At 38.9% G+C, this 23,083-nt stretch carries 34 protein-coding genes and 1 riboswitch; of the genes, 14 read left to right on the top strand and 20 right to left on the bottom strand.

Annotated elements, in window-relative coordinates; all coding sequences use genetic code 11:
- Positions 1-64: 64 nt before the first annotated feature.
- Positions 65-856, top strand: a complete 792-nt coding sequence (locus AC623_RS11925) for an SDR family oxidoreductase (protein WP_049662747.1) — start codon at positions 65-67, stop codon at positions 854-856.
- 153 nt (positions 857-1,009) lie between these two features.
- Here the strand turns inward: AC623_RS11925 and AC623_RS11920 are convergent, their stop codons facing one another.
- Entirely contained in the window at positions 1,010-2,386 is a 1,377-nt protein-coding gene (locus AC623_RS11920) for an MATE family efflux transporter (protein WP_049662745.1), read from the bottom strand.
- 161 nt (positions 2,387-2,547) lie between these two features.
- Positions 2,548-3,105, bottom strand: coding sequence for a GNAT family N-acetyltransferase (locus AC623_RS11915; RefSeq protein ID WP_049662742.1), 558 nt, complete (start codon positions 3,103-3,105; stop codon positions 2,548-2,550).
- A 331-nt stretch (positions 3,106-3,436) separates the two neighbouring features.
- Between AC623_RS11915 and AC623_RS11910 the strand changes: the two genes are divergently transcribed.
- Together AC623_RS11910 and AC623_RS11905 are read left to right on the top strand one after the other, a co-directional pair.
- A complete protein-coding gene (locus AC623_RS11910) occupies positions 3,437-4,309 on the top strand; it encodes a patatin-like phospholipase family protein (protein WP_049662738.1) in 873 nt (290 codons plus the stop codon).
- Positions 4,310-4,641: 332 nt separating this feature from the next.
- Entirely contained in the window at positions 4,642-5,316 is a 675-nt protein-coding gene (locus tag AC623_RS11905; RefSeq protein ID WP_049662737.1) for a DUF421 domain-containing protein, read from the top strand.
- A gap of 114 nt (positions 5,317-5,430) precedes the next feature.
- Here AC623_RS11905 and AC623_RS21100 read toward each other — a convergent pair whose 3' ends face one another.
- Together AC623_RS21100 and AC623_RS21095 are read right to left on the bottom strand one after the other, a co-directional pair.
- Positions 5,431-5,637: a cold-shock protein gene (locus tag AC623_RS21100; protein ID WP_077247192.1), complete on the bottom strand. Its 207-nt coding sequence runs from the start codon at positions 5,635-5,637 to the stop codon at positions 5,431-5,433.
- Between the two features lie 113 nt (positions 5,638-5,750).
- A complete protein-coding gene (locus AC623_RS21095) occupies positions 5,751-5,927 on the bottom strand; it encodes an aspartyl-phosphate phosphatase Spo0E family protein (protein WP_082174408.1) in 177 nt (58 codons plus the stop codon).
- Positions 5,928-6,176: 249 nt separating this feature from the next.
- Between AC623_RS21095 and AC623_RS11900 the strand changes: the two genes are divergently transcribed.
- Positions 6,177-6,416, top strand: a complete 240-nt coding sequence (locus AC623_RS11900; RefSeq protein WP_049662735.1) for a hypothetical protein — start codon at positions 6,177-6,179, stop codon at positions 6,414-6,416.
- A 264-nt stretch (positions 6,417-6,680) separates the two neighbouring features.
- On the opposite strand, the gene AC623_RS11895 is transcribed toward AC623_RS11900, so the two are convergent.
- From AC623_RS11895 to AC623_RS21090, 3 genes are all read right to left on the bottom strand, one after another.
- On the bottom strand, positions 6,681-6,854 hold the full coding sequence (locus AC623_RS11895) for a hypothetical protein (RefSeq protein ID WP_049662732.1): 174 nt from the start codon (positions 6,852-6,854) through the stop codon (positions 6,681-6,683).
- A gap of 73 nt (positions 6,855-6,927) precedes the next feature.
- A complete protein-coding gene (locus tag AC623_RS21515) occupies positions 6,928-7,095 on the bottom strand; it encodes a hypothetical protein (RefSeq protein ID WP_156187038.1) in 168 nt (55 codons plus the stop codon).
- Positions 7,096-7,433: 338 nt separating this feature from the next.
- A complete protein-coding gene (locus AC623_RS21090) occupies positions 7,434-7,550 on the bottom strand; it encodes a YjcZ family sporulation protein (RefSeq protein ID WP_077247194.1) in 117 nt (38 codons plus the stop codon).
- A gap of 174 nt (positions 7,551-7,724) precedes the next feature.
- Between AC623_RS21090 and AC623_RS21510 the strand changes: the two genes are divergently transcribed.
- Positions 7,725-7,886, top strand: a complete 162-nt coding sequence (locus AC623_RS21510; RefSeq protein WP_156187037.1) for a hypothetical protein — start codon at positions 7,725-7,727, stop codon at positions 7,884-7,886.
- A gap of 162 nt (positions 7,887-8,048) precedes the next feature.
- Complete coding sequence (locus AC623_RS11890) at positions 8,049-8,597, top strand: GNAT family N-acetyltransferase (protein WP_049662730.1); 549 nt, start codon at positions 8,049-8,051, stop codon at positions 8,595-8,597.
- 95 nt (positions 8,598-8,692) lie between these two features.
- Here the strand turns inward: AC623_RS11890 and AC623_RS11885 are convergent, their stop codons facing one another.
- The 5 genes from AC623_RS11885 to AC623_RS11870 form a co-directional block, all read right to left on the bottom strand.
- Complete coding sequence (locus AC623_RS11885; RefSeq protein WP_049662728.1) at positions 8,693-9,196, bottom strand: hypothetical protein; 504 nt, start codon at positions 9,194-9,196, stop codon at positions 8,693-8,695.
- Between the two features lie 240 nt (positions 9,197-9,436).
- A complete protein-coding gene (locus AC623_RS21775; RefSeq protein ID WP_197090967.1) occupies positions 9,437-9,574 on the bottom strand; it encodes a hypothetical protein in 138 nt (45 codons plus the stop codon).
- A 144-nt stretch (positions 9,575-9,718) separates the two neighbouring features.
- Positions 9,719-9,952 (bottom strand): hypothetical protein, encoded by a 234-nt coding sequence (locus AC623_RS11880; protein WP_049662723.1) that lies wholly within the window; start codon positions 9,950-9,952, stop codon positions 9,719-9,721.
- A 314-nt stretch (positions 9,953-10,266) separates the two neighbouring features.
- On the bottom strand, positions 10,267-10,569 hold the full coding sequence (locus tag AC623_RS20800) for a DUF2642 domain-containing protein (protein ID WP_053104136.1): 303 nt from the start codon (positions 10,567-10,569) through the stop codon (positions 10,267-10,269).
- Positions 10,570-10,686: 117 nt separating this feature from the next.
- On the bottom strand, positions 10,687-11,604 hold the full coding sequence (locus tag AC623_RS11870) for a DMT family transporter (RefSeq protein WP_049662717.1): 918 nt from the start codon (positions 11,602-11,604) through the stop codon (positions 10,687-10,689).
- Positions 11,605-11,858: 254 nt separating this feature from the next.
- On the opposite strand from AC623_RS11870, the gene AC623_RS11865 reads away from it, so the two are divergent.
- Positions 11,859-12,140, top strand: a complete 282-nt coding sequence (locus AC623_RS11865; RefSeq protein WP_156187036.1) for a hypothetical protein — start codon at positions 11,859-11,861, stop codon at positions 12,138-12,140.
- Between the two features lie 796 nt (positions 12,141-12,936).
- Here AC623_RS11865 and AC623_RS11860 read toward each other — a convergent pair.
- The 4 genes from AC623_RS11860 to AC623_RS11845 all read right to left on the bottom strand — a co-directional run bounded on the left by AC623_RS11860 (position 12,937) and on the right by AC623_RS11845 (position 15,724).
- Positions 12,937-13,122 (bottom strand): aspartyl-phosphate phosphatase Spo0E family protein, encoded by a 186-nt coding sequence (locus AC623_RS11860; RefSeq protein ID WP_049662712.1) that lies wholly within the window; start codon positions 13,120-13,122, stop codon positions 12,937-12,939.
- Positions 13,123-13,286: 164 nt separating this feature from the next.
- Positions 13,287-13,799: a YfiT family bacillithiol transferase gene (locus tag AC623_RS11855; RefSeq protein ID WP_049662711.1), complete on the bottom strand. Its 513-nt coding sequence runs from the start codon at positions 13,797-13,799 to the stop codon at positions 13,287-13,289.
- A gap of 227 nt (positions 13,800-14,026) precedes the next feature.
- The gene (locus AC623_RS11850) at positions 14,027-14,380 is read right to left on the bottom strand and encodes a response regulator (protein WP_049662709.1); all 354 of its coding nucleotides are present in this window, start codon (positions 14,378-14,380) and stop codon (positions 14,027-14,029) included.
- A 77-nt stretch (positions 14,381-14,457) separates the two neighbouring features.
- Positions 14,458-14,545: riboswitch (cyclic di-GMP riboswitch) on the bottom strand.
- A gap of 321 nt (positions 14,546-14,866) precedes the next feature.
- Positions 14,867-15,724, bottom strand: a complete 858-nt coding sequence (locus AC623_RS11845; protein ID WP_049662708.1) for a manganese catalase family protein — start codon at positions 15,722-15,724, stop codon at positions 14,867-14,869.
- A 205-nt stretch (positions 15,725-15,929) separates the two neighbouring features.
- On the opposite strand from AC623_RS11845, the gene AC623_RS20795 reads away from it, so the two are divergent.
- From AC623_RS20795 to AC623_RS21080, 5 genes are all read left to right on the top strand, one after another.
- Complete coding sequence (locus tag AC623_RS20795) at positions 15,930-16,316, top strand: hypothetical protein (RefSeq protein WP_053104134.1); 387 nt, start codon at positions 15,930-15,932, stop codon at positions 16,314-16,316.
- A gap of 66 nt (positions 16,317-16,382) precedes the next feature.
- The gene (locus AC623_RS21505) at positions 16,383-16,733 is read left to right on the top strand and encodes a hypothetical protein (protein WP_049662706.1); all 351 of its coding nucleotides are present in this window, start codon (positions 16,383-16,385) and stop codon (positions 16,731-16,733) included.
- A 144-nt stretch (positions 16,734-16,877) separates the two neighbouring features.
- Positions 16,878-17,351: a pantetheine-phosphate adenylyltransferase gene (coaD, locus tag AC623_RS11830; protein WP_049662705.1), complete on the top strand. Its 474-nt coding sequence runs from the start codon at positions 16,878-16,880 to the stop codon at positions 17,349-17,351.
- 424 nt (positions 17,352-17,775) lie between these two features.
- Positions 17,776-18,846, top strand: a complete 1,071-nt coding sequence (locus tag AC623_RS11825) for an Ldh family oxidoreductase (protein ID WP_049662702.1) — start codon at positions 17,776-17,778, stop codon at positions 18,844-18,846.
- Positions 18,847-18,974: 128 nt separating this feature from the next.
- A complete protein-coding gene (locus AC623_RS21080; protein ID WP_231603493.1) occupies positions 18,975-19,331 on the top strand; it encodes a TRAP transporter large permease subunit in 357 nt (118 codons plus the stop codon).
- Positions 19,332-19,389: 58 nt separating this feature from the next.
- Here the strand turns inward: AC623_RS21080 and AC623_RS11810 are convergent, their stop codons facing one another.
- Together AC623_RS11810 and AC623_RS11805 are read right to left on the bottom strand one after the other, a co-directional pair.
- Positions 19,390-20,262 (bottom strand): pentapeptide repeat-containing protein, encoded by an 873-nt coding sequence (locus tag AC623_RS11810; protein WP_049662697.1) that lies wholly within the window; start codon positions 20,260-20,262, stop codon positions 19,390-19,392.
- Between the two features lie 459 nt (positions 20,263-20,721).
- Positions 20,722-21,006: a hypothetical protein gene (locus AC623_RS11805; protein WP_049662696.1), complete on the bottom strand. Its 285-nt coding sequence runs from the start codon at positions 21,004-21,006 to the stop codon at positions 20,722-20,724.
- 293 nt (positions 21,007-21,299) lie between these two features.
- Between AC623_RS11805 and AC623_RS11800 the strand changes: the two genes are divergently transcribed.
- Complete coding sequence (locus AC623_RS11800) at positions 21,300-21,548, top strand: hypothetical protein (protein WP_049662693.1); 249 nt, start codon at positions 21,300-21,302, stop codon at positions 21,546-21,548.
- Between the two features lie 225 nt (positions 21,549-21,773).
- Here AC623_RS11800 and AC623_RS11795 read toward each other — a convergent pair whose 3' ends face one another.
- The gene (locus AC623_RS11795) at positions 21,774-22,019 is read right to left on the bottom strand and encodes a DUF2164 domain-containing protein (protein WP_049662687.1); all 246 of its coding nucleotides are present in this window, start codon (positions 22,017-22,019) and stop codon (positions 21,774-21,776) included.
- Positions 22,020-22,154: 135 nt separating this feature from the next.
- The gene (locus tag AC623_RS11790; RefSeq protein WP_049662685.1) at positions 22,155-22,583 is read right to left on the bottom strand and encodes a hypothetical protein; all 429 of its coding nucleotides are present in this window, start codon (positions 22,581-22,583) and stop codon (positions 22,155-22,157) included.
- Between the two features lie 246 nt (positions 22,584-22,829).
- On the opposite strand from AC623_RS11790, the gene AC623_RS22125 reads away from it, so the two are divergent.
- The gene (locus AC623_RS22125) at positions 22,830-22,964 is read left to right on the top strand and encodes a hypothetical protein (RefSeq protein ID WP_269429915.1); all 135 of its coding nucleotides are present in this window, start codon (positions 22,830-22,832) and stop codon (positions 22,962-22,964) included.
- Positions 22,965-23,083 lie beyond the last annotated feature (119 nt).

The following is a 23,083-nucleotide window of genomic DNA, read 5'->3' as shown; positions in this document are numbered from 1 at the left end:
TTGCATATTTCAAAAAGGATGATTAGTATAATCTATATAAATCATTTTTTTTGGAGAGGATGTCATGGGGAGGAAAATAGCACTAATCACAGGCGGTTCAAGAGGAATTGGAAAGTGTACGGCTGCTGTACTTGCTGAACAGGGGTGTAATATTATTATTAATTATCGCTCCAGCAAGACAGAAGCAGAAAAACTGGCGAAAAATTTATCAGAAAATTTCGCAATCAAAGCCATCGCTGTCCAAGGAGACATTTCCAATAAGGCAGATTGTGAAAAGCTAATCCATCAATCCATGGAATCTTTTAATGGAATCGATATCTTGATACATAATGCCGGTCCGTATGTCCCGTTGCGAAAAACGATGGATGAGTATGAGTGGGATGAATGGCAATATATGATAAATGGGAATTTAAACAGTGTTTTTTATTTAACAAAGTTAACGTTGCCGTATATGCGTGCCAAAGGCTGGGGAAGAATCGTCACCTTTGGATATGACCGGGTAGAAACAGCACCGGGCTGGATTTACCGTTCTGCTTTTGCCGCAGCCAAAGCAGGCCTTGCTTCCCTCACAAGAACAATCTCCATGGAAGAAGCGAAAAATGGAATTACGGCTAATATGATTTGTCCGGGGGACATTGCGGATCATTGGAAGGAAGAGACGATTGCCCATGCAAAACGCGAGACGAGCTCGATGGTCCCTGTTGGCCGTCCGGGAACAGGAGAAGATTTAGCAAGAGTCGTCTCCTTTCTCATTTCTGATGATGCTGACTTTATAACGGGCAGTACCATTCCTGTTACAGGCGGCCAAGATGTCCTGGGGAAAATTTATCACGCGGACTACGATAGTACGATATAAAGATATTTTTTTTAGGCTATTGGCAAATGGCCGTTTACTTGAGGAGAAGCTGGATTTCTTTACTTTATCTTCTTTATCCTAGTCAGACGAAAAAACCGGCGGAACATTTAGCATTCCCCCGGTTTTTCTTTGTCTTATTGTTCTTTAAGTCATTCAGGTTGATGCATTATTAACCGATTTATCAGCCCGAAAGTTTTTACGCTGGATGAGAAGTAGACGTGTAGATAAGGTAACAGCACCGGCTATTAAGCCAGAAATTAAGCCTATCCAGTAGCCATATGCCTCAAAGTGTGTCATATTAGCCAGATAATATCCTAATGGAAGACCAATGATCCAATAGCTGATCATAGTCATCACAAATGTTGTGTTAACATCCTTATAGCCGCGCAAGGCTCCTTGGACAGGTGCTTGAATAGCATCGGATAACTGAAAAAAAGCAGCAAAAAATAAGAAATGAGTCGTGAGCTTAAGTACTTCCGCATCTTTTGTATAGAATGAGGCAATTTGTTCACGAAACAGCAGAAGCAGGGTGATACATAATAAGGAAAAGAAGATGGCTGTTCCTACACCGAGCCAACTAAAGATTTTGGCATCTCTCAAACGGGAAGCTCCTACTTCGAAGCCAACGATGATCGTCAAACTCATCGAAATACTGAGAGGGATCATGTAAAGAAGCGACGCAAAATTAATGGCTACTTGATGAGCTGCAATGACCTTTGTGCTGTATTCACTCATTAATAACGTAACAGCAGAAAAAATACTCGTTTCAAAGAAAATCGACAGTCCGATCGGAATGCCAATGAATAAAATTTCTTTCCATTTAGCAAAAGAGATGGCAGGAAAGGAACGGAAAATTTGATATTGGTTAAATGGGTGCTCACGATGAATAACAAAAGCCGCAATGATCATGATCAACCAATATGTAATAGCGGAGGCATAGCCGGCCCCTGCGCCACCAAGAGCAGGAAGTCCCCATTTTCCGAAGATAAGGGCATAATTAAAAAACACGTTCAGCGGCAAAGACATGAGGGTAATGACCATGGAAGTTTTTGTCATGCCAAGCGCATCGATAAAACAGCGGAGAACCGCGTAGATAAACACAGGTATAATTCCAAATGATAAAGCCATTACATAGCTTTTGGCAATGTCTCTTACGTTTTCTTCAAGGTTCATCCTATTTAAAACAGGATCAAGTGCCACACTGCCGATGGCAAAAACAACGATCGCTAATACGATAGAGGCATAGATCCCTTGCATTACGGTAAAAGGCACCTCTTTTATTTTTTTTGCACCAGCCAGCTGAGCGACAATGGGCGTAATGGCAAGCAGGATACCGCTTAGTCCGGTATACACAGGAACCCACAAGGAGGAGCCAATCGCTACACCGGCTAAGTCATCCGCAGAATAACGGCTAGACATCATCGTATCAAAGAAGTTCATGGAGAACATTCCTAACTGGGTAATGAATATTGGAATTAAAATATACAAGAGCTGCCTGATTTTTTGATTAATGGTAAAAGTTTGTTTCATTTCTTTTCTCCCTCGTTCAACAACAATACATAGAATGAGAGAATTATACCATAAAAGCAGATAGACCGCCCGATAGATATGAAAACCCCTCCAGCGGACGCTGAAGGGGTGTAAAAGGGAAGATGTTACTGATAGTTAGAAAGGTTAGGGGATAATACAGATCAAGCTTCCAATGCTTGTTCTTCTGTTGCTTCGTTCTGCTGGCGCAGTGTATAAAAAGTAAATAAATCCCTGGATACTTCAAACAGATCAAACACTTCTTCGTTTTCATTAATGCGGGAATAGACCGCGGATCGTGTCTCGTTAGCGAGGATAGCGTAAGGAAGTTTTTCTGCTGCTTTTCGTGATCGTGTATTTGTTTTACGAATCCGCATAAAGACTGCTTCCATATTCAGTTCAAAAAACAACTCATGGAAAAAGGCTTCCTTTGCCGGAGCGTTATATCCTTTTCCGTGGAAAGGTTTGCCGAGCCACGTACCGAGAAAACCACATCCGTCTTGGATATCATATAAATTAATCGTACCGATTGGGTTGCCCCATTCGTCAGTGATCGTACGAGAAATTAATTCTCCCCGCTCCTCCGCTTCAATCGTTTGTTTTGTTACGAATACGAACTCTTCATAGGAGTGGGCTTTTTGGCGCACAAAAGGGAAGACTTCTGGGTGCGTCATTAAGTCAAATAATACATGACTTTCATGTACATCGCGCTTCTTTAACATGTAAATCCCTCCAAATGAGGGCACTCCGGTCCTGTTGCATCCGAATTCACCCTCGAAATTTTTCATAGCATTCACAAAAAATTTCGGGGTGGGAATCGAACCCACTAGAACCAGCTGAAGAAGCTGGTGGCGCACCATTTGCCTTCCCTAATACTCATCAAATTGTTTTAAATCTAAGACTATCATACAAAAATTTTTCTCGTTTGAAAATAGGTTTTTACCGCATTTTATAAAAAAATTTTCTTATAAAATATTCTAAATTCTTCAAGCAAATTGAGCGTTTCAAATGAGAGAGTTTGATACAATATAATATGAAAAGGAGTGGGTGAACATGCACACAAAGACAGGCCTTGTTCTTGAGGGCGGCGGGATGAGAGGACTTTATACAGCGGGTGTGCTCGACTTTTTTCTTGAAAATAAGATAGAGTTTCCCTATGTGATTGGGGTTTCGGCTGGTGCCTGCAATGCAGCGTCTTACATATCCAAACAATGGGGCCGCAATAAGCGGGTAAATATTGGTTTCGTTCGGGATCCGAAATATATTTCATTACGGAATTTCTTTAGAAATGGCGAGCTATTTGGTATGGATTATGTGTTTGACGTCATTCCTAATCAAATAGTGCCATTTGATTATGAGGAATTTAAACGAAGTAATACTGAATTTGTGATTGGGACAACAGATTGTCGTACAGGTGAACCCATTTATTTTAGCAGAAAAGAATATAAGGAAGATCTATTAACCCCAATTAGAGCATCAAGCTCTCTGCCATTTGCAGCGCCAATTGTCTCTTTTCAAGGGTATGAACTGCTTGATGGCGGTATGAGCGATCCGATTCCGGTAAAGAAAGCAGAGCAGGACGGCTGCGGCCGTAATGTGATTGTACTGACGCAGCATGAGGGGTATATGAAAAAACCTTCCCGTCTTCACTTTATGATAAAGCGCAAATATGCTCGCTATCCAGGAGTCGTGAGGATGCTAGAAGGAAGATGGCGACATTATAATCGAACAATAGAATACATTAACCAGCTGGAAAAGGAAAATAAAGCCTTCGTCATTCGCCCATCACAGCCATTAGAAGTGAGCCGGGTTGAGCGCAACCAACGCAAGCTGACAAAATTATATGATTTAGGCTGGCAAAACGCGGCAGATACCTTCGAAGAGCTGACTAATTGGCTTAACGAAAGTACCGTCACAACTAAATAAGCGATTGCATTTTAGAGAACGAATCTGTTAAAGAGATGAACAGATTCGTTTTTTATTTAGCCTCTGTTAAAGGTGAAGGTTGGCTTTTAATGATTGAGTAGAACGGAAAATGTTCACCTGCAGCAAAAATCAACTACTCATAGTTAGCAGAGTGCGAAGAAATATTAATTAGAATACATCTTTTAGAGAACGATTACAGGCTCTTAAGACAGAATTTTTGGCTAGGTCCCAATCGGTCTATTGCCCGAGGAATGAAATGGAAGATTTATAGAAGAATAAATAGGGAATGGGGTAATGAAGATGCGATAGAAATGGCTCTAGGAGGTAAGTATATGTATCTAGATATTACTTTAAAGATGATAATTGGATTAGTGAGTTTACTAGTTGTTATTCGAGTGCTTGGAAAAAAAGGATTAGCACAAATCACACCTTTCGACCTTGTCTATTTAATTCTCCTTGGAAGTTTTTTAGAAGAAGGAATATTCGACGAGAAAATCTCCGTCTTTCAAATTTTATACGCTGTTTTACTATGGGGAGTCCTCATTTACTTGATCGAACGAATGGTGATGAAGTCAGATTGGCTGAGAAAACTGCTCAAGGGGGAATCATCCGATATCATTGTGAAGGGAAAAGTTGATGTAAAGGAATTAAAGAAAAATTATATAGAAATAGAGCAGCTGCGGACATTGCTTCGAAGACAGGGGTACTTTTCGTTAACGGAAGTCGAGCATGCTACGCTTGAAACAGGAGGAACATTAAGTGTGCTTCCAAAAGTGAAGGAAGCTCCTGTTACACCAGCTATGCTAAATATTACACCAGAGGAAAATAAACCAACGTATTTACTGGTAGACGAGGGAAGAATAGATGAAAAAGAGTTAGACAAAGTAGGGAAAGATAAAGAGTGGCTGCTATCAGAACTAAAAAAAGAGGGAATCGATTGTCTAACTGACGTTTTCTATGGAGAGTGGACGGAAAACAAAGGATTCTATCTTATACCGTATGAGTAAAAAGCAGAAAAGAACCAGGCTGCTGATGGGCGGTTTTTCAAGTCACTCGCCCATTTTCAATCAGCCTGGTAAGGTGGAAGATAAACTTTTTCCGTTTTTAATGATTGATTCCATTTATTCTTTATGTATGCTATTGTTTGTCAAAGGATGAGTATGCCTTGTGCCGCTTTCCATTGGGCTTTTACAAAATGGGCAGACAGGCGTTTCGACAGAGGAGAAAGCCTTTCGCATCCATCCATTACAATTTTCCGACGTGCATTCCCATGTGCTAATATCTTCACTTGGCAAGGGCTCTTCTCGTCTGTTATTATAATAAGCCATCTTGTCACTTCCTATAGTTTATTTTTCGTTCTCTTCCTATTATCTCATATTCCTTCGTTTTTGCCTAAGTTTCTTTTTAAGTAAGCGGGCGGGAGGTGAGGATAGTGAAGCAATCAGTTGTTAGGAAGCTTGATCAACGATTGATATTTATAAATTAGTTTGTCCAATTCTTCGCTGTATTGAATCGTTTCAAAGTGATGAAGTCCCTTAGCCATCCCAACTTTAATCATCAGTTTTCGTTTTGAATTAATTTCAGCTACTAAGTCATTGAACATTTCATGTCTCTTCATTTCTAAACTCTCCTGAATCAATATATTTTACGAAGAAAGCACAACATTACATATTATGGACGCTTCTGTCGCCTTTAGAAAGGTATTCGACAAAAGTTCTAATAATATTACACGATGAACCAGTCTTTTCTGACGCGTTCTGTCATAGGATACTAAGAGAAGGAAGATGTAAAGGTCGGGAAGATTTTTTAGAAGGAATTTACATATAAATGAAGAAGATATACAGTAAGTGAATAAGGAGGCGGAAGAATGGCGGATTTATTCAGTTCGTTTGAAATTGTAAAAACCAGTGATCAGCTGCTCCATCTGTTGAATGGGAATTGGAAGTTTGTTTGGTTAGAGGACGAACAGAAAGAAATAAAAGTAAACCTTCACAGCTGGAAAAATTATGCCTGCTATGAATTTACACATACACCGCGTTATGGAATCTGCCCGATTGAACATTTATGGGAATTTGTGAAAGTAACTGACAGAGTATTTGAGAATTAAATAAACTACTTTTAAAAAATTCTTTTTCATGCTATAGAAAAAGAATTTTTTCACGAGATAAAACAGGCAGCCAATCTATATCTGCCTAAGATTGTACACAAAGGCTGCTTTATATATCACGGGGCTGATTGAAATCGTTTGTCCTCCGAGGTGCAAACCTGAAGAGGAGCGGAGTAGCCAAAAGAGGTCAAGAGCATCGCAGTCAAGCGAGCAGAGAAGAAAGCGACAGATTAAGGCAGGCAGTGTATGCCTGCCTTTAATAGGTTACTGACGATGCTGGACTAAGTCGATAGAACCTAAAACAATATGTGCGAGACCAAAGCCAAAAATCGTGTTGGCAATCATTTTGTTTGAACCGTTTTTTTGCTTAAGAGCATATCCTGCAGCAGTAACAGCCGTACCTAAAGCAGCTGGGATCAAGCCTTCACGAATTTCCATGTATCGTTCCTCCTATCGTTGCCAGCATAATGGTATGATTGGTTGATAAACGTTACCGAAAGAAGAACGATAATCAGCAGTTTTGGTCGTTGCAGTTTTGAGGATTACGGTTGTTCTCATTGTTGTAACCGTTAAGAAACCGCACATCATCTTCCATTGAAAATTCCACGTTTAAATTGTCAAAGCCTAATTCTCTTTCACGATTCTGCGGATTTTGCTCATTATTTCTTTTTCTGATCATGCGTCTTCCTCCTAACTTTCTTTTGGACAGTCGATAACGTTTTGGATAATCAGCCGACAGGTGCTTGAAACCATCTATCGACATTATTAACTTGACTTAAACCAAAGAATTTATCCATGAAAATGATGGCATCGGAAAATGGAATGCAAGATGGGCATTTAGGAAAAGATAAGGGCGTGAGCAAATAATGAACCAGCTTGTACATGGAATGAACAAAAAAACAAACCAGACAGCACCTTATCGGTATTGTCTGGTTTTCGAACGAAAAAGGGGTAACAGAGAGGGCGGATTAAAAAGAGGAAGATGAACTGCAGCTCATTTTAAGACAAGATTGCCAATTAGTAACCGTAACCGCCCATGAAGGACGCACCAATGATAATTAAAAGGATAAACAACACAACGATCAACGCGAAGCCGCAGCCGCCGCCGTAACCGCCACCATAACCGTAGCCCATATATTCCACCTCCTTTTAGTGAAGTTACTACATCATATGAAAAATGAATGTAAGCGATTGGACAGTCGTACAGATTAGAAAAAAATAGTAAAAAAGTATAGACATTGTCGTCCTTGTGTCTAGCTTGCTGTGTCAATAATGAAGGATGAATTCTTATAGAGAAAGGTGAGCATGATGGCAAGAGAGAAGCAAAACGAACTGAGAACCCAGATTGAATATGGAAATCTCGATCAAAGAGGAACGCTTACAGGCCCGGATGATTCAGAGAAGGGAAACTACCCGCGGCGTCCGCAGCATGTAAATATTCAGCAAAACTCATCAAATCATGAAGAATGACAAAAGAAGAAAGCCTGGAGAGATCCGGGTTTTCTTCGTTTGAATATTGTCACAAGAACGTTGCAAAAGAATCAATAGAGGGGTTTTTAAATAGCTCAAAGGGGAAATAGATAGCATGAATATGGAAAAGAATAATAGAGGCTTGGGACAGGAGCGGATGTGATGATTCAGTTAATCCCTTTTACAGAAAGAGATATAGATGGATTAATAAAGGAAATAGATTCTCCACAATTAATGATGCAGTGGTCAGGAAGAGCATATAGCTATCCATTGACAAAAGAACAACTTGAGCGTTACTTAGAGATGGAACAAAAGAAAGGCAGCTATATTTATAAAGCGGTAGATCCACTTTCAAACGAGACAGTCGGTCATATTGCGTTAAGAGAGATTGATCATGTTCACGAATTAGGCCGAATCAGTTATGTACTTGTTTATAAAAAATATCGTGGAAAAGGGATGGCTAAACAAATGTTTCATCAAGTACTTCCTTTTGCTTTCGATGAATTGCAGTTAAATCGAGTAAGCTTAGGAGTGTTTGATTTTAATAAAGCGGCTATTACTTGTTATGAGAGGTTAGGATTTAAAAGAGAAGGAATCCACCGCCAAGTGTGTAAACTGAACGATAGTGAATATTGGAATAATGTTGAAATGGCCCTCTTAAGAGAGGAGTGGGAAGCGCAAAATGAACGTATTAAAGGAAAAGCAATTTAAAAATAAATTGAATGTTGGACTTATAAAATAATGGATCTGCTTATATTAAATAGAAAAGACAAGCTTGGAAAAGAACCAAAGCTTGTCTTTATTTATTAGAATTCTGCTGGTAGTTCTGCAGTTTGTTCAGGAATAAAATTTTGATGAAGTTCTATTAAGTGATTCACTTCTTCTTGAATGGTCGTTTGAACATTTGAAACTTTAGTATAAGTGTCTATTACGGCAGGCGTTTTGCCGTATTTTCTAGCAACTTGATCAATTTGCTTTTTATAGCTATCCAGCTGCTTAGAGTTTGCATTTAATTTAGCAGAGAAGCTTTTAAAAAAGCCTTTTTCAGTTTCTTTAGTGGCAGAGGCTGCGTAAAACTCATCTATTTTATTCGTAAGGCTAGCTACATTTTTCTCTACTTTGTCTATATTCCTATTAACCGCTGTTAGCTGTTGGGTTGCAGCTTTTTGTTTGGCCGTTTCTTTTTGAGGCGCTTTGCTGACAGCGGTAACCTTTCCTTTCGTCACTGGTTTGGCTGCATCTACTGTAGGAGCAGCAGCTAAGCTAAATGCCAGTGCGCATCCTGCAATCTTAATCATTATTTTCTTCATGACGGCATTCCCCCTGGAAGTTAATCGTTCACTATATAGATCGACAAAAGTGCTTGTCTTTTTTACTCATCGGATAAATTTTTTCATCATTTTCTTATTTTGTTACCGTTGGCATAAAAAAGAAGACTGCATAGGCAGTCTTCTCCTTGTATGTGCTGCTGGAATTTGCATAGAAAGGAAACGAAGGTTTGGTTGAGTATATAGTTGATGATTGCAGTTGGAAGAGCATGTGGAGAACTTTTATTCACTCGTATGGGAAGACTTTTTCTCGCTTTTAGAAAAGAATTTTGGCCTTCTAGATAAAGTAGCTAAAGAGCTAACAAATCCAATGCCTAACAGCATAGAAACAGTCCAAGCGAAATAATCGATAGGTGCCATCTTCATCGCTCCTTTCTTTTTAGTATTAAGAAAGTATATCCATAAACGGTAATTTTATGTTTACCCGTTAAAAAAGAAAATAAACCTCGCAAAAGAGATTAATAAGAAAGGTGATGTAAAAAAAATAAAAAAACCCTAAACATTTTAAGAGGGTTTCCTAAAAGAAATTAATTTTTCTATCGCTATGGCAGCTTCTTCTAAGCAATTATAATGATGAACAGTTTGTTCTTCTATATTGGTTATTTGGAAGGTAATAGTATTTTTTAGGCAGCAGACGGATAAAAAAGGCTGATCACCATGTCTGAAAGTGTGGGTAATTTCTACAGTATTGTAATAGCGCAACAGTTCTAACATCTCTTTTAACTTATCTACTGACATCCTAGCTCTCCTTTCTTAATATAATGGAAAGGACTTAAGCGAAGTTCCAATAGATGCATTTCTATACATAACCATAGCATACTTTAAGGGATATTCATACAATTAATGGTTCGAAATAATGCAGAGGCTCATATAAACAAAGGGAGGGTGTAGACATAGGTTGTTTTCAATGCTGCAAGCTAGTTGAAAACGATTATCTTCCAGGATGGGACACCTGACAAAGTAAAGGGCGTAAGCATTGCAGGGAAGCAATGAAAAAAAACGAACGTTTGTTATCAGTCTGAGCGTTTTGAGACGTTATTTTAAGAGGAAGATTACATCTTTCTGAAGTAAATAATATGGGGATAACGAATATGATAGTTTATATCATCCACAGTCAGCTGTAAGTGATCAATTGCCACACTTGTTAAAGTCCCCTCTAGTGACTCATTTACAGTAGCAACATGGATATTCTCGCCTACATATGTGAGCAAGTGATCTAGAAACACAGGCTCCGCTTGGATAGTATAAGAGGGGGACAAGCTTTGCATAATTGAAGGGAATGTACTGGAGTACGAATACTGGCCGGGCGGGAATAAGGAATTGACTTTCGTATCATTATAGGGATATCTTTTCATAAAACAGATCGCCTCCTTATTTATAGCGTATGCTGTTATGCTTGTTGGTGACACATAGATAAAAAGTGATCTGAACGTAAAGGAGAACGCCCCGGCTAATGTGAGGGCGTTCAGTAATTAAGAGGAAGATCTCTTTGAAATGATTGTTTGCTTCTCTCTTTTTTTTGCGGATTCTTGAACAATAATGACAGCTGCAATCACCAAGACAATGCCAAGATATTGCCAGACATTTAACTTTTCATGAAAAATTAAAAACCCTACGAGAGAGGCCACAACAGGTTCAATCGTGGCTATGATGGACGCTTGGCTAGACTCTACCCGGCTTAATCCTTTCGTATAAAGGATGAATGGCAACGCAGTTGAAAAGAAACCTAGTCCAATTATGTATACCCAAGCTTTCATATTTAATAATAAAGTTCCGGCTTGCCAGACGCCGCTGAATGGCGTAATAGCTGCTGCGGCAAACAGAAAAGTAAAGACCGTAACAGTCAAAGAATCATACTTTTTAAGAGCAAATTTCCCGAATATACTGTAAAGTGCGTAAAATAAACCGGATCCAAGCCCAAGAATAAAACCGTAAAAAGAGATGGTCTCATTCATAGCAGGTAAAATCCCAATGACAAACGAACAACCGATAAAGGTAATCAGGAGGGCGGAAAGCTTACGAACTGTCAGCGATTCTTTAAATAACAATCTAGAGAAAAGAACGACGAAAGCAGGTGCTGTATAAAGAAGAATAGAGGCAATTGAAATGGATGTTTCTTCAATCGCACTAAACAAACACCAATTAAAAAAGACAATACTGATAATCCCGGTCCCTACAAAATATTTACTGTCGGCTGCCTTAATTTTTAACAGATCGCGATTTTTAAAAAAAGTGTAGACGACTAGGAATAAAGCAGCCGTTAGGGAACGCAGCGCGACCACTTGAACAGGGGTAAATCCCAGCTCGTAGAGATACGTAACAAACGCCCCGATAATTCCCCACAATGAGGCGGCTATACCAATAAATATTAATGATAATTTATGATCCATTTGACTTTTCCTCCCATGGCTTTCACAATCTATATCCTAACAAAATTTTCATCTATTGAATATAACCTTTAGTGATTTAATACTTCTTCCATTAATTTTATAAAAAGGAATGAAAGAGCCTAACGAACCATAGCCAGAAAGAATAGACCTACATTCATCATAGGTATGCTGAAACCTATAGATTTAACCGTCAGCTTCTTTTTGAGCGACTAAAATTAGAAAAAAGTGGAGAGTCTGTTAAAAAGGAGGCGACCATGATGTATACAGAAGGTAAATGGGTAGACATTACATCCTACAATGCAAAAGGATTTATTCTGGAATCGGATTCTTATGGAGCACTTGTTTGTGTAGTGAAAAATGGAAAAGTAGAAGGTGAGAAGCGATTTAGTCATCATCAGCTCGCCGAAGCAGACAGTCAGCTTCTTTCGGAAGATATGAAGGACTTAGTACGTCTGCATATCAATATGGCATTAGATTCAGAGGACAAAAGCTGGTTCCGTGCACTTACAGATAGCTCTATGGAAGAAAGTAGATGAATGATGAAGAATATTGTGTGAACAGACAAAACCTGCACAGGCACATGAGGGGAAGTTTGGATGGATGCAAAGAATAAGGTAAACAAAAACTGGCTCCTGCCCATTTTTGGGAAGAGGCAGCCAGTTTTAAAGCGGTGAGTCTTAAAAGAACGAACCGGTTAAAAGAGGAATTAATAGCTTTTACTCATACTGGCCAACAAGAAATAAGGCTGTGCTTAAAAGTTTAATATCAGAATGTATCTGTTCTCTGATAGTAGGATTCTCACATTTGTAATAATCATCCGTTAGCCGTTTAAGTTCATGACAAATAAGTTCAACTGGAATCAAGACCATTCTCCTTTGTAACAGCGTTCCACAAAATATAATTATGAAATATGTTTGTAACAAATGAAAGAGTCTTAATGATTATTTTACTTAAAAGGTATTTCGTCAGCAGGGAACATGGGGGATAGACGGAAAGGCTGATGAGCTTCTATTGTATTTAGTTAGTTAATTGGAGATAAATGGATATTTTTGTTTGGTAATAACCAGGAAAATAGTTCCGTTCTTATAACATAATGAATAATAGAGATGATCACGAACTAGGATTGCTGAATCACAACAATAATAAATAGCAAAAAGCCAGGCCTGCGCCTGGCTAATCAAGGTTATTCTTGGTGGTGTGTGAAGGTGGATGCCGTGTAACCCTGATTGCAAGTAATTTACCCAAAAATAGGCGGGATATGCAAAAAGATAGAGAAATTTCTCGCTATTGGCAAAGAAGTAAACTATAAAGTATGTAAACGGGAGAGATTTCTTAAGTTGTCTTAGGATGGCATGGCCAAGTAACTAATTGATATTTATTAATAAGCTTGTCCAGTTCTTCACTGTATTTTAAAGTTTCATAATCATTAAGCCCTTTTTGCAGCCCGGTTGAAATCATTAAATGACGAACAGTATTAATTTGAATCATTAACTCTTCAAGTGTTTCCTGGATAATCAACGTCTATCTCTCCTAATCATATATCTGAAAGTACACGTTCGTGTGCGTTCGGATATATTATACAACTTGAAAAAAAGAAGAGAAAGAGGTTCGACAGAAGTAACCAAAAAGTTACATCATTTGATTAAATTAGAAGAAACCCCATGCTTGCAACTAACGTTTTCTTAACGATTTAAAGCATGCTGGACATGGGCTAAATGATGATTACCGTGCCAGGCATAAAGAGCAATACTTTGTTCGATTCTCATAACATCTCCATTAGGATACTTGTACTGTCTTTGCAGTTGAACAGGTGTTAAATGTTCTAATAAACAGGCCCATTTTGCGTGCAATCCTTCTAGTAAGCTTAACGAAATGTTAATAGGCAGCTCAGAGTCATATAGCTCTATCCATTTTGACTCCTCATATGTTTTGATCGTTGGAATTTCTTCTGTCAAAGCCAATTTCATGCGAATATAGCCATTCATGTGGCTATCAGCAATATGATGAACTAATTGTTGAATGGTCCAGCTTCCCTCTCGATATGTATAACCTAGTTCTTTTTTATCTAAATTTTTGGTTAAAGCTTTTAAACGGTTTGGCAAAGATCTTATGTCACCGATCCAATAGTGAAGGTCCTCCTCTAATATGTTATGTGGACATTCAAACAAACCAATCGGATATTGTTCATCTTTCATTCATATTTTCCGCCTTTCTGCTTTTAGCTTACTAGTTCTATTTTAATTCTGCCATACATATTTGGAAAGGGAAGGTGATGCTGATGACTCTTCTAATTTTTAAATTTGCTTTAAATGAATGATAGTTTGAGAAGACAATGAAACAGAGGCGAGAGAATAAAAAATAAGAGAGAATCATAAATGGCTAGAAAAAGAGGATGCGATTGCACGGCACCCTCTTGGGGAGGTTACTCAATGTTGTCTAATATAGGGATTAACTGATCGAAATATGGTTTTACAATGAAGTCCTTAGCTCCTAACTTCAATGCTTCTATAATTAGTTGTTTTTGACCGAGAGAGGAGCACATCACTACTTTGGCAGAAGGGTCAAATTCTATAATTTTTTTCAGCGCCTCCAAGCCATTTAATTTATTCATCGTGATATCCATGAGAACGAGACTAGGCTTGTAAAGCGCATACGCGGCTATAGCTTCTGCACCATCAGCAGCTTCGAATATTTCATAGTTATGAGCTGTCAGAATGCTCTTCAGCCAAGTTCTCATGAAAAGAGAGTCATCTGCTATTAATACTGATTTATTCATATTTCACACCTTCGCTAAGAGTTTAAAATACATTCAGAGAAGGCCATCTTTCTATATATAAGCTGAGGTGAACTCAATTTGGCAACCCGGCTGCCTTGGCAGGAGCACTGCTGTAGGCCCGTGGCTTTGCGTCGCCCGCTTTCACGGGTTTTGCCCTTCAATGAATAATAGTAAGATTTTAAAAACTGTATTTTAATAGATTAACCGCTAGACGCCTAAAACAAGGCGATAAAGAAATAGTATATAAAACTAAAGGTCTAAGGATATATTACTATTGATTTTGCGCGGGGGCAACTTAAATAGCAATGAAAGGAGTCAAATTAAGTCGAAAAATGACTATTAACTAATGGGTAATATATAAAAGCGATCAAAAAATGGAAAAGGCCAGCTCTTGCTGGCAGCATTAGCTGCTTTTAAAGAGCCGTCCTCTAGTATGTTTTAGATAGTTAGTCAAAAGGAAATGACGTAACGAAAATTTTCTTTTTATTAGAAGTTCATGTCTTTTGTTCCTGGGCTATGCTCATTAGGCATTTCAGGAAGCATTGGAACAGGGAACCCCTTCGGCGGATCGACTACTGCAAGTTCTCCTTTATTCCGGCTTGGCGATTCTCCCTGAAAGATTTCACCGATTCTTGTTGGATCCAACCTGAAGTTAAATTGGGCATTATGATACCCCATCTCTACGTACTTTCTGCATTCCGGATATTTATTAATGTCATAATTCGGAACAGGGAAGAGTTTGCCCCAGTCAACGCCTAGTGTCTCAAGTGCTTTGGCAAAAGCGTTTTGATGGGCGTTGTCCCGGACAATTAGAAAAGCAAGTGTTTCTCGGAACGTTTGATTGGAGCTCATTTCATAAATACGTGTCTTCTGCAGGACACCAGTAGATTCAAGCACTAAGTTATCAAGCAGATCACTAATAAGGTTTCCATGGCTGTATACCCACGATCCATTCCAGGGGTTTCCGCTTGCATCAACGGGAAGCGAGGCCTGGGCGCCGATAATATAATGATGGGGGTTGGCATGTTTGACAGCATCATCAAGAGGTGCACCGTCCATCCCTGCATTTCCTGGGACAGCTGATTCACCTGAGCCATTAAGCAATTGATTAATTGTGTTTTGTACAAGCTCCACATGAGCAATTTCCTCTAAGAATACGCCGCGAAGCAAGTCGCGGTATTGAGTATCTTTTCCTCTAAAGTTGGAACTTTGAAAGAAAAACTGCATCATCGTTCTCATTTCTCCAAAGTGCCCGCCTAAAATTTCCTGTAATACCTTTGCTGCCTCGGGATCTGGCTGATCAGGCTTAATCATATTGATTAACTCTTCTTTATAATAGTACATCCGCCTATCCTCATTTCCAATATAGAATAAATACAATCAATATTTATCATGAAGCGAATGCTTTTATTTTATTCATACAGTCAGCCTTTCATAAAGAACAAACAATATCTTTTTAAAAACAAGCTAATCCCCTAAATGGTTTGTCCATTCAAAAAAAGAGATAAAGAATACATTATAGTAAGAAATGGAAAAAGGAGGAGAGAATATGAGTATGAGTGAAGTATGGTTCCCAGGCGAAAACAAACATAATAAAAACAACCGCGGCAACAATGGTTCAAGATCGAATGAAGAAAATCGAACAACAACAAATGTAAACATTGAGGACGAAGTGGATGTAAGAAGCAATCTACAAAATAGAATTAAAGATGAAATTGACTTGCGAAACATCAATGATAATGACAACGATTTGAAAAACATTGACCGTAATACGAATATTGCTAGAGTATCTAACAGCGGCAATACAACGATCCGTCTCGACATCAATGTAGATTCTGATTCTGTTGCAAGAGTACATTCAAGAGCAAATTCAAACCAGGACCAAGACCAAGACCAAGATCAAGCACAAGCACAAAGTCAGAGATTTGATATTTAATTTTTGGGGGGCAGAAAGAGTCCACCATTCTTTCTGCCTGAAAATAAATTGAAATGGGGAAATAAAATGGCAGAACCGCAAAGGCCTCCTTTTGGAAGAATGGCTGCTTCTTCTTTTTTCGGGAGAAGGGGAATGGCTGATAACGAGTTGACGCAAACTGAAGTTACAAACAGCGGGAACTCGAATGTTGATATGAACGTAATAGTGGAAATGGATACTAAACCGATTGCTTATGCTATGCTTTGTTCGTTATTAGCGACAAAGCAAATAAACTATAAAGAATTTGAGGATGCTTTAGAAGTATTGGAAGGATTAATTAAAAAAGATGAAAAGGCACGAGGCAGTCATGAAGATAGCGGAACATCTAAAGTGAAACTCTTCAATCAAAATACACGGAAAGATAGCCGGTATGAATAATATCGGGGTCTTTCCTTTTTACATATCAAAGTGTTAGAAAAGCAATGAATAAGCCAGTACAGGATAAACTGCTGCTAAAAAGAAAAAACTATTCCAATCAGGCTATTGGAATGTTATGATGAACAAAAAACTCAGGAGAACGAAATGAAAGCGATATATCCAGGAAGCTTTGACCCGATTACGAACGGGCACATTGATATCATTAATCGAGCAAGTGATTTTTTCGATGAAATTGTAGTAGCTGTCATGGTGAACTCTAAGAAAAGTCCGCTCTTTTCCATCGATGAGAGAAGAGAGCTGATTGAAAGAACGTTCGCTGGAAACGAGAAAGTAAAAGTGACGGCATTTCAAGGTCTGCTCATTGATTACATGAGAAAAAATGATATTAGAGCGATCATAAAAGGATTAAGAACGGTAACCGATTATGCGTACGAAGCACAAATGGCGATGGTGAATAAAAGCTTGTACAGAGGATCCGAAACCTTTTTTATTCATTCGAGTGAAAAATATTCTTTTCTTAGTTCAAGTATCGTAAAGGAAATCTATTCTCATAATGGCAGCGTATCTGATTATATACCAGGCCATGTGGAAAAAGCTTTACAAGAAAAATTAAAATAATTCTTTCTAAGCAGAGAAAATTCTTTTCTTGCTGTAGAACTCCTTGATTTTTTATGATTAGCGCACCTGCTGGCAGGTGCGCTTTTAGTATGGCTGAACTTTGAAGAGCAGCAATCTGAAAACGCTCATAAAATGACGCAAACGGTTGAACCTGTTATTTAGCCCATAAGAATTTCTCCGCCAGAAAGATAGAATTTTATCGATGCCTTAATAAAAGAGTGGAGGATCCTTAACTTAATTCATACTTATAGAAGTAAACTAAAAAGGTAAATGGGAAGGACAAAAGCTATTAGGATAAAGCGGGAGCTAAGGAAAGGTCTTCTATGCTTCAAAGGATTTGTCGCGCAACAAACTGGCTGCTTGGAAGGCGGTGGCTACAAAAACTATATAACCATGCTTAGATGAAGAAAAAGGAGGATAGGCTGTGTACAGTTATGCAGAATCTGATTTAAAGCTTTTTTGTGAATCCGTATTAAAAAGCGTGGGGATAACGGAAGCAGATGCTAGTATCGTAGCTGAATCATTAGTTCAAGCAAACCTAGAGGGTGTTGATAGCCACGGCATCAGCCGGCTGCCTATCTATATGAAAAGGTTAATGGATAAACGGATAAATGCTGCTCCTGCTATCCAGTTGGAAAGAGGCGGCTCAGTACTTACCGTAGATGGAGATAATGGGCTCGGCCATGTAGTGAGCTATCATGCTTTGACGAAAGGAATGGAGATAGCAAAGCAATCAGGGATAGCGGCGATTGCTATTAAAAATAGCAATCATTTTGGGGCGGCTTCTTACTTTTGTCAATTAGCATGTGAGCAGAACATGATATGTATAGGTTTTACAAATTCACCTTCTGGCATAGCTCCTTGGGGAGGGAAGGAGGCTTTTTTCGGCACAAATCCTATTGCTCTTGGTTTTCCTACAGGGAATGACACGCCTGTCATTATTGACTTATCGACGAGTGTAGTGGCAAGAGGGAAAATAATGAACGCTGTCCAGCAAAAAGATTCAATCCCCGATGGGTGGGCAATTGATCGATTCGGAAAGCCGACGAATGATCCGCAAGCTGCATTGGAAGGAGCTGTCCTGCCAATGGGAGGGCCAAAAGGGTCAGCATTGGCATTAGCAGTAGAACTGTTGGCAGGAGTGCTTTCCGGAGCGGCTTTTGGTCCCCATGTTAACAATATATATAACGAGAAAGAGGCAGATAAAGCAAACGTCGGACATTTCTTTATTCTAATGGACATTAAAAAGTTTACCGATTTAGAAACGTTCTTTCAGTCGGTCCAGAATCTTTTAAAAGAACTGAAGCTGGTCGCCAAGGTGCCGGGGATTAATGAAATACGTTACCCTGGTGAAAGAAGAAAGAAAGAGGAGCAGATGCGCAAGAAAACGGGCATTCAACTAACCGCCAGCTTAGAAAAAGAATTAGCTGAAATAGGTGAACAGCTGCATGTGAAATTTCCAGAGCGCTTGATCACCCAAAGTGTCGAATTCTAATAAGCGGGGAGATAGCCTAGTTGAAAATATCTTCTTAGTCAATTAAAACGTAAAGCAAAACAGTAAGGAAGCCTTCAAAACTTCTTCCGCTTTTTCCCCGATATGCTCATATATTTAACATTGAAATAATGAATATATCCGACAATAAGTATGTTATTTTACTTTTGTTCAATGTGATTTTCTTTATTGCCGGCTGCTTTTTGAACGCTTCGGCAGCTATCACTATTTTAACCCCATTACTTTTGCCCATTGCGATAGGAGTAGGGATCGATCCGGTTTTCTTCGGTCTTGTCATGGTCGTGAATTTGTCGATAGGGCTTATTACTCCGCCTGTTGGCTTAGATTTGTTTGTTGTGAAGGGAATTGCTGACGTGTCATATGATAGGCTGATCCGAGCGGTGACGCCATTTATTCTGATCATGATTGTTGACTTGTTCATCATCACATATATTCCGCAAATTTCTATGTTTTTGACGGTTTTATAGTTAGAGATCGTAATTTTAAAAACGATTTCCTTTTTACAGGAAATCGTTTTTTTTATTTCTATGCTCTAGACGCAGACCAATGTATGGGCCGAGTCAGAGAGGAAGGCAAGGTTGTTTTTGAATCTCCTTTTGCTGCATTAATTTGCGCTTGAGTGAGAAAGATGCTGCCCGAGAGGTTAGCTCCACTAAGATCGGCATCTCTAAAGTCGGCACCGATTAGATCGGTTTCTCTAAGGTCAGCCCCTCTCAGATCAGCAGCTATCAGCAGTGCGCCTCTTAAATCAGCTCCACGGAGGTTCGCTTCTTTAAGATTAGCACCGATCAGATCAGCTCCTCTGCCAATCGGTTTTCGCTGCTTTTTAGCACTTTTTGGCTGTTGGACAGATTCGGCACGTGCTAGCTGACTAGTGCGTAAAAGCAGAAGATTTATTTCTGCTCGATGTGCAGGTATGTCCAATTCAGCAAGAGCATCAGGAGTAAGAAGAGTAAGCTCTTCGGTTTTGCTGAGTGCGTCGTGAAGCTCGCGATAGATTGGTACGGCTGCTTTTAATGTGAGTGCTTCGGTTAAATACCAAAGCATCTCATGAAGTTGTTGTACAACGGGAAATACGTCGAACATTCGTTTGGCTGTATCTGGATGATCTCGCCAGTCCTTTCCTTCAAAGGTGATCTGAGAAACCTTTTGTCCGGCACCAAAACATTCATAAACAGCACAACCTCGAAAGCCTTTTTGCCTAAGATTTTGATGAATGCTGCATCGGTAATTTGCCTGCAGATTAGGACAAGGCTTCCCTCCGTCTTTGTTGAAAGAGAAGTCAGCTGACGCTGCAAAGGGCAGGGCGACGCAACATAATCCAAAACAATTGCCACAATCAGCATGAAGATGATCACGGCTGATGTCATTTGATAAGACTTTTTGATTGGACACTATGGCACTTCCTTTAATTCCGTCTTACTTATGTAGTTCGTCTATTGATAAGTATAGAAGGATCGATTGTTAGATTAAGAAGATGAAGAAAATTCTTTCAGTTCTCTAATATTATCACGAATTATTTTATCGTAACAGCAGCGTGAGAAAAATTTCTCCTTAAAATTCCAATTTTATTCCTGTGAACGGTGAGTTTGAATGTACCATTAGATAAGTACATAAAGGTGAAGTCCAAAAGTTATCCGATCAAATGAAGCTTAAGAGGGAGCATTAAAAATAACGGATAGCAGAGGTTCTTTCATGTTTCGCATTTAACTTTCTAATTTACACTCTTTGCGGCTAGGAGAGTCCAGAGGTTTAAAAGAGAAGAGAAGTTAGTGTGGAGGGCAGACAGAAGGATTTAAAGAAAGTGACGATTAAGAGAGTCACTTTCAGACGATAGGGTGGTAAGGGGATCGCGTACTACTCACGCCGCACTTTTTTTAGGTAAGCAAGGACATTTGTTTTTAAAGCAGCATAAGAACCGATAGCTGCATACCCGTAAAACCAGCCCATGAAAATTCCAGCGGTGATATGCCCTCTGTGGCTGATAAAGATCGAGATGAGCAATCCAGTCAAAAGAGCGACAAGCGGAACGAACGTTTTCGGGATATGAAAATAGACTTTGATAACCTGTGTTAGCGCCATTACTATAGGAACGGCAATAACGGCGTCCCAAAAGTTTGTATATACAGTAGGGAAGTCCATTTGTAACTACACCACCTTCTGTGGTAGTATGGCTGAATTTTTTATGTTTTATCCAGAGATAGAAAGGCGGCGCCACCTGTCCTTTTAGCCAGAAAAAGGATGAAAAAGAGGTAATCACGCTTTTGCGTACTCTAAAGCCTTTTATTAGCTTTATAAATAAAAAGCCTCTTTAATTTACATTCAAGATTATCGCCTTATTTCGAGTCTTTTTTGTATCTTCACAAGCAAGCTCTTAAGCATCTGCATATTATATTGTAAAATAATGATTCCTTCTCTTAAGGAGGTGAATTTTTATGAGTAATGGATTGTTTACTGGTGGAATCTGGTGCCTATTCCTTGGGTTTTTAACGGGTGTAATAGGGTTATTGCTCGCAGTTTTAGGAGTTCTCACTCAGCTATTTACACTGCTTAGTCTAACAGGCATTGGCGGAATATTAACGATTCTCATTGCGGTACTTTGCTTTCTGGCAACCTTGCTTTTCGGCGGAGGTATATTCCTGAAAGTGTGGCGTTATGGCTTTGGAAGAAGCAGTAAAGGATAAAGGACTATAATTAGGTTAGTCTATCTAATAGTCTATCTAAATGCTAATTTAGTCAAAGTACTTGTCGACAGCCTCTTGTTAAGAGGCTGTCTTTATTTATTTTTAGAAAAGGTGCTACAGTTGTCCAGCCGAAGGTTCAGGGATAATTTATATAACAATATCGCTGCCGCTTAATTCCCTAAGTTTCAAAAGTAAATAAAATGTAATTTACTTCTAAGAAAGCAATTATCGTTTGATCGGACGTTCAAGAGTTAATATTTCATCTTCTAGGGAGGAAAACTGCTGTTCCACTACAGTCTTTACATCTGAGACAGCGGCATTATAAAAGTGAGGAGCAAGCGACTCTTTCACGAAGTCTAACACTCTTTCTGCCGCAAATTCTGACAGTTCTTCATCTCTTTCCTCTGAAAAGAAATATTGAATCTCCGCAATCATTAATTGTTTTTGTTCTTTCGTTAACTTCATAAACACACAAAGTCCCCCTTTAAATAGATAGTACCGCAACTATACAGCGAAAAATGGAGAAATTGCAGTCTATACTTTTAAAATGTTGTATGTACACGGAGAATGAAAAAACACCGACTGGCTGTCAGTGTTTTTTCATTCTTATTCGTCTCTAGGACCCTGCATATCACGAGGATCGTCGGTTATATCTCTGTTGTCACGATCATTATGATCAGGGCCAAGGTCATTGGTGTCATCGCCCGGAATCAAATCGTTATCCCGGTTTGCGTCGTTGTCATCGCCCGGAACCAGATCGTTATCCCGGTTTGTGCCGTTATCATTGTCACCAGGAAGCAGGTCATTATTCTGATTTGTATCGTTATTGTCACCAGGGAGCAGATCATTATCTCGATTCATATTGTTATTATTATCATCATTAGGAAGCAGTTTATTGTCCTCGTCTACATCGTTTTGATTAATCTCATTCTGGTCGTTTAGATTATTGTCAGCTGGATCATTATTATTGCATCCTATCAGCATGCCGATAGCTAGAAAAAATACGGGCAATAATTGTAACCATTTTTTAGTCATTGTTTATGTCCTCTCTTTCCATTATGTTTTGTTCGCTTCATATGTTGTTCAACTTCTTTAGCTTTTATGCAAGCCAATTTATATAACCGAGAAATTCGTCGAAATTTTTATTTTAATAAAACTTCACATTGAAAACGCTTTCTATTATAGTGGAAGTAGAAGAACTTTTTGCGCAGGGATCATACCTTCCACATTAAATGGTGTGATAAAAGACAAAGAAATTAAATAAGAGGAGGAAAAACAATAATGAGAAAAAACAACGTAACTCTGTCTAATTTTGTTATGAAAGATCAATTTGACTTAAATGCTTATTTGGTGTATTTGTTTAATAAATTTTATAGTGACGTGCCGGCTAGGAACAAAGGAAAAATGGTAAAATAACTAAGTGAGCCATTCAAGTATTGGTTTAATATATTTGTATGTATTTTGCTGATGAGATCTCTATAAATTGAATGCTAAGCTGTCTTGCTTTTGTCAGTTAAAAAGGAAATCGATCTGTT

This window comes from Bacillus sp. FJAT-27231, assembly GCF_001183975.1.
Classification (GTDB): domain Bacteria; phylum Bacillota; class Bacilli; order Bacillales; family Domibacillaceae; genus Pseudobacillus; species Pseudobacillus wudalianchiensis.
The sequence above is the reverse complement of the archived record's forward strand: the minus strand, read 5'-3'. Positions and strand labels throughout refer to the sequence as shown.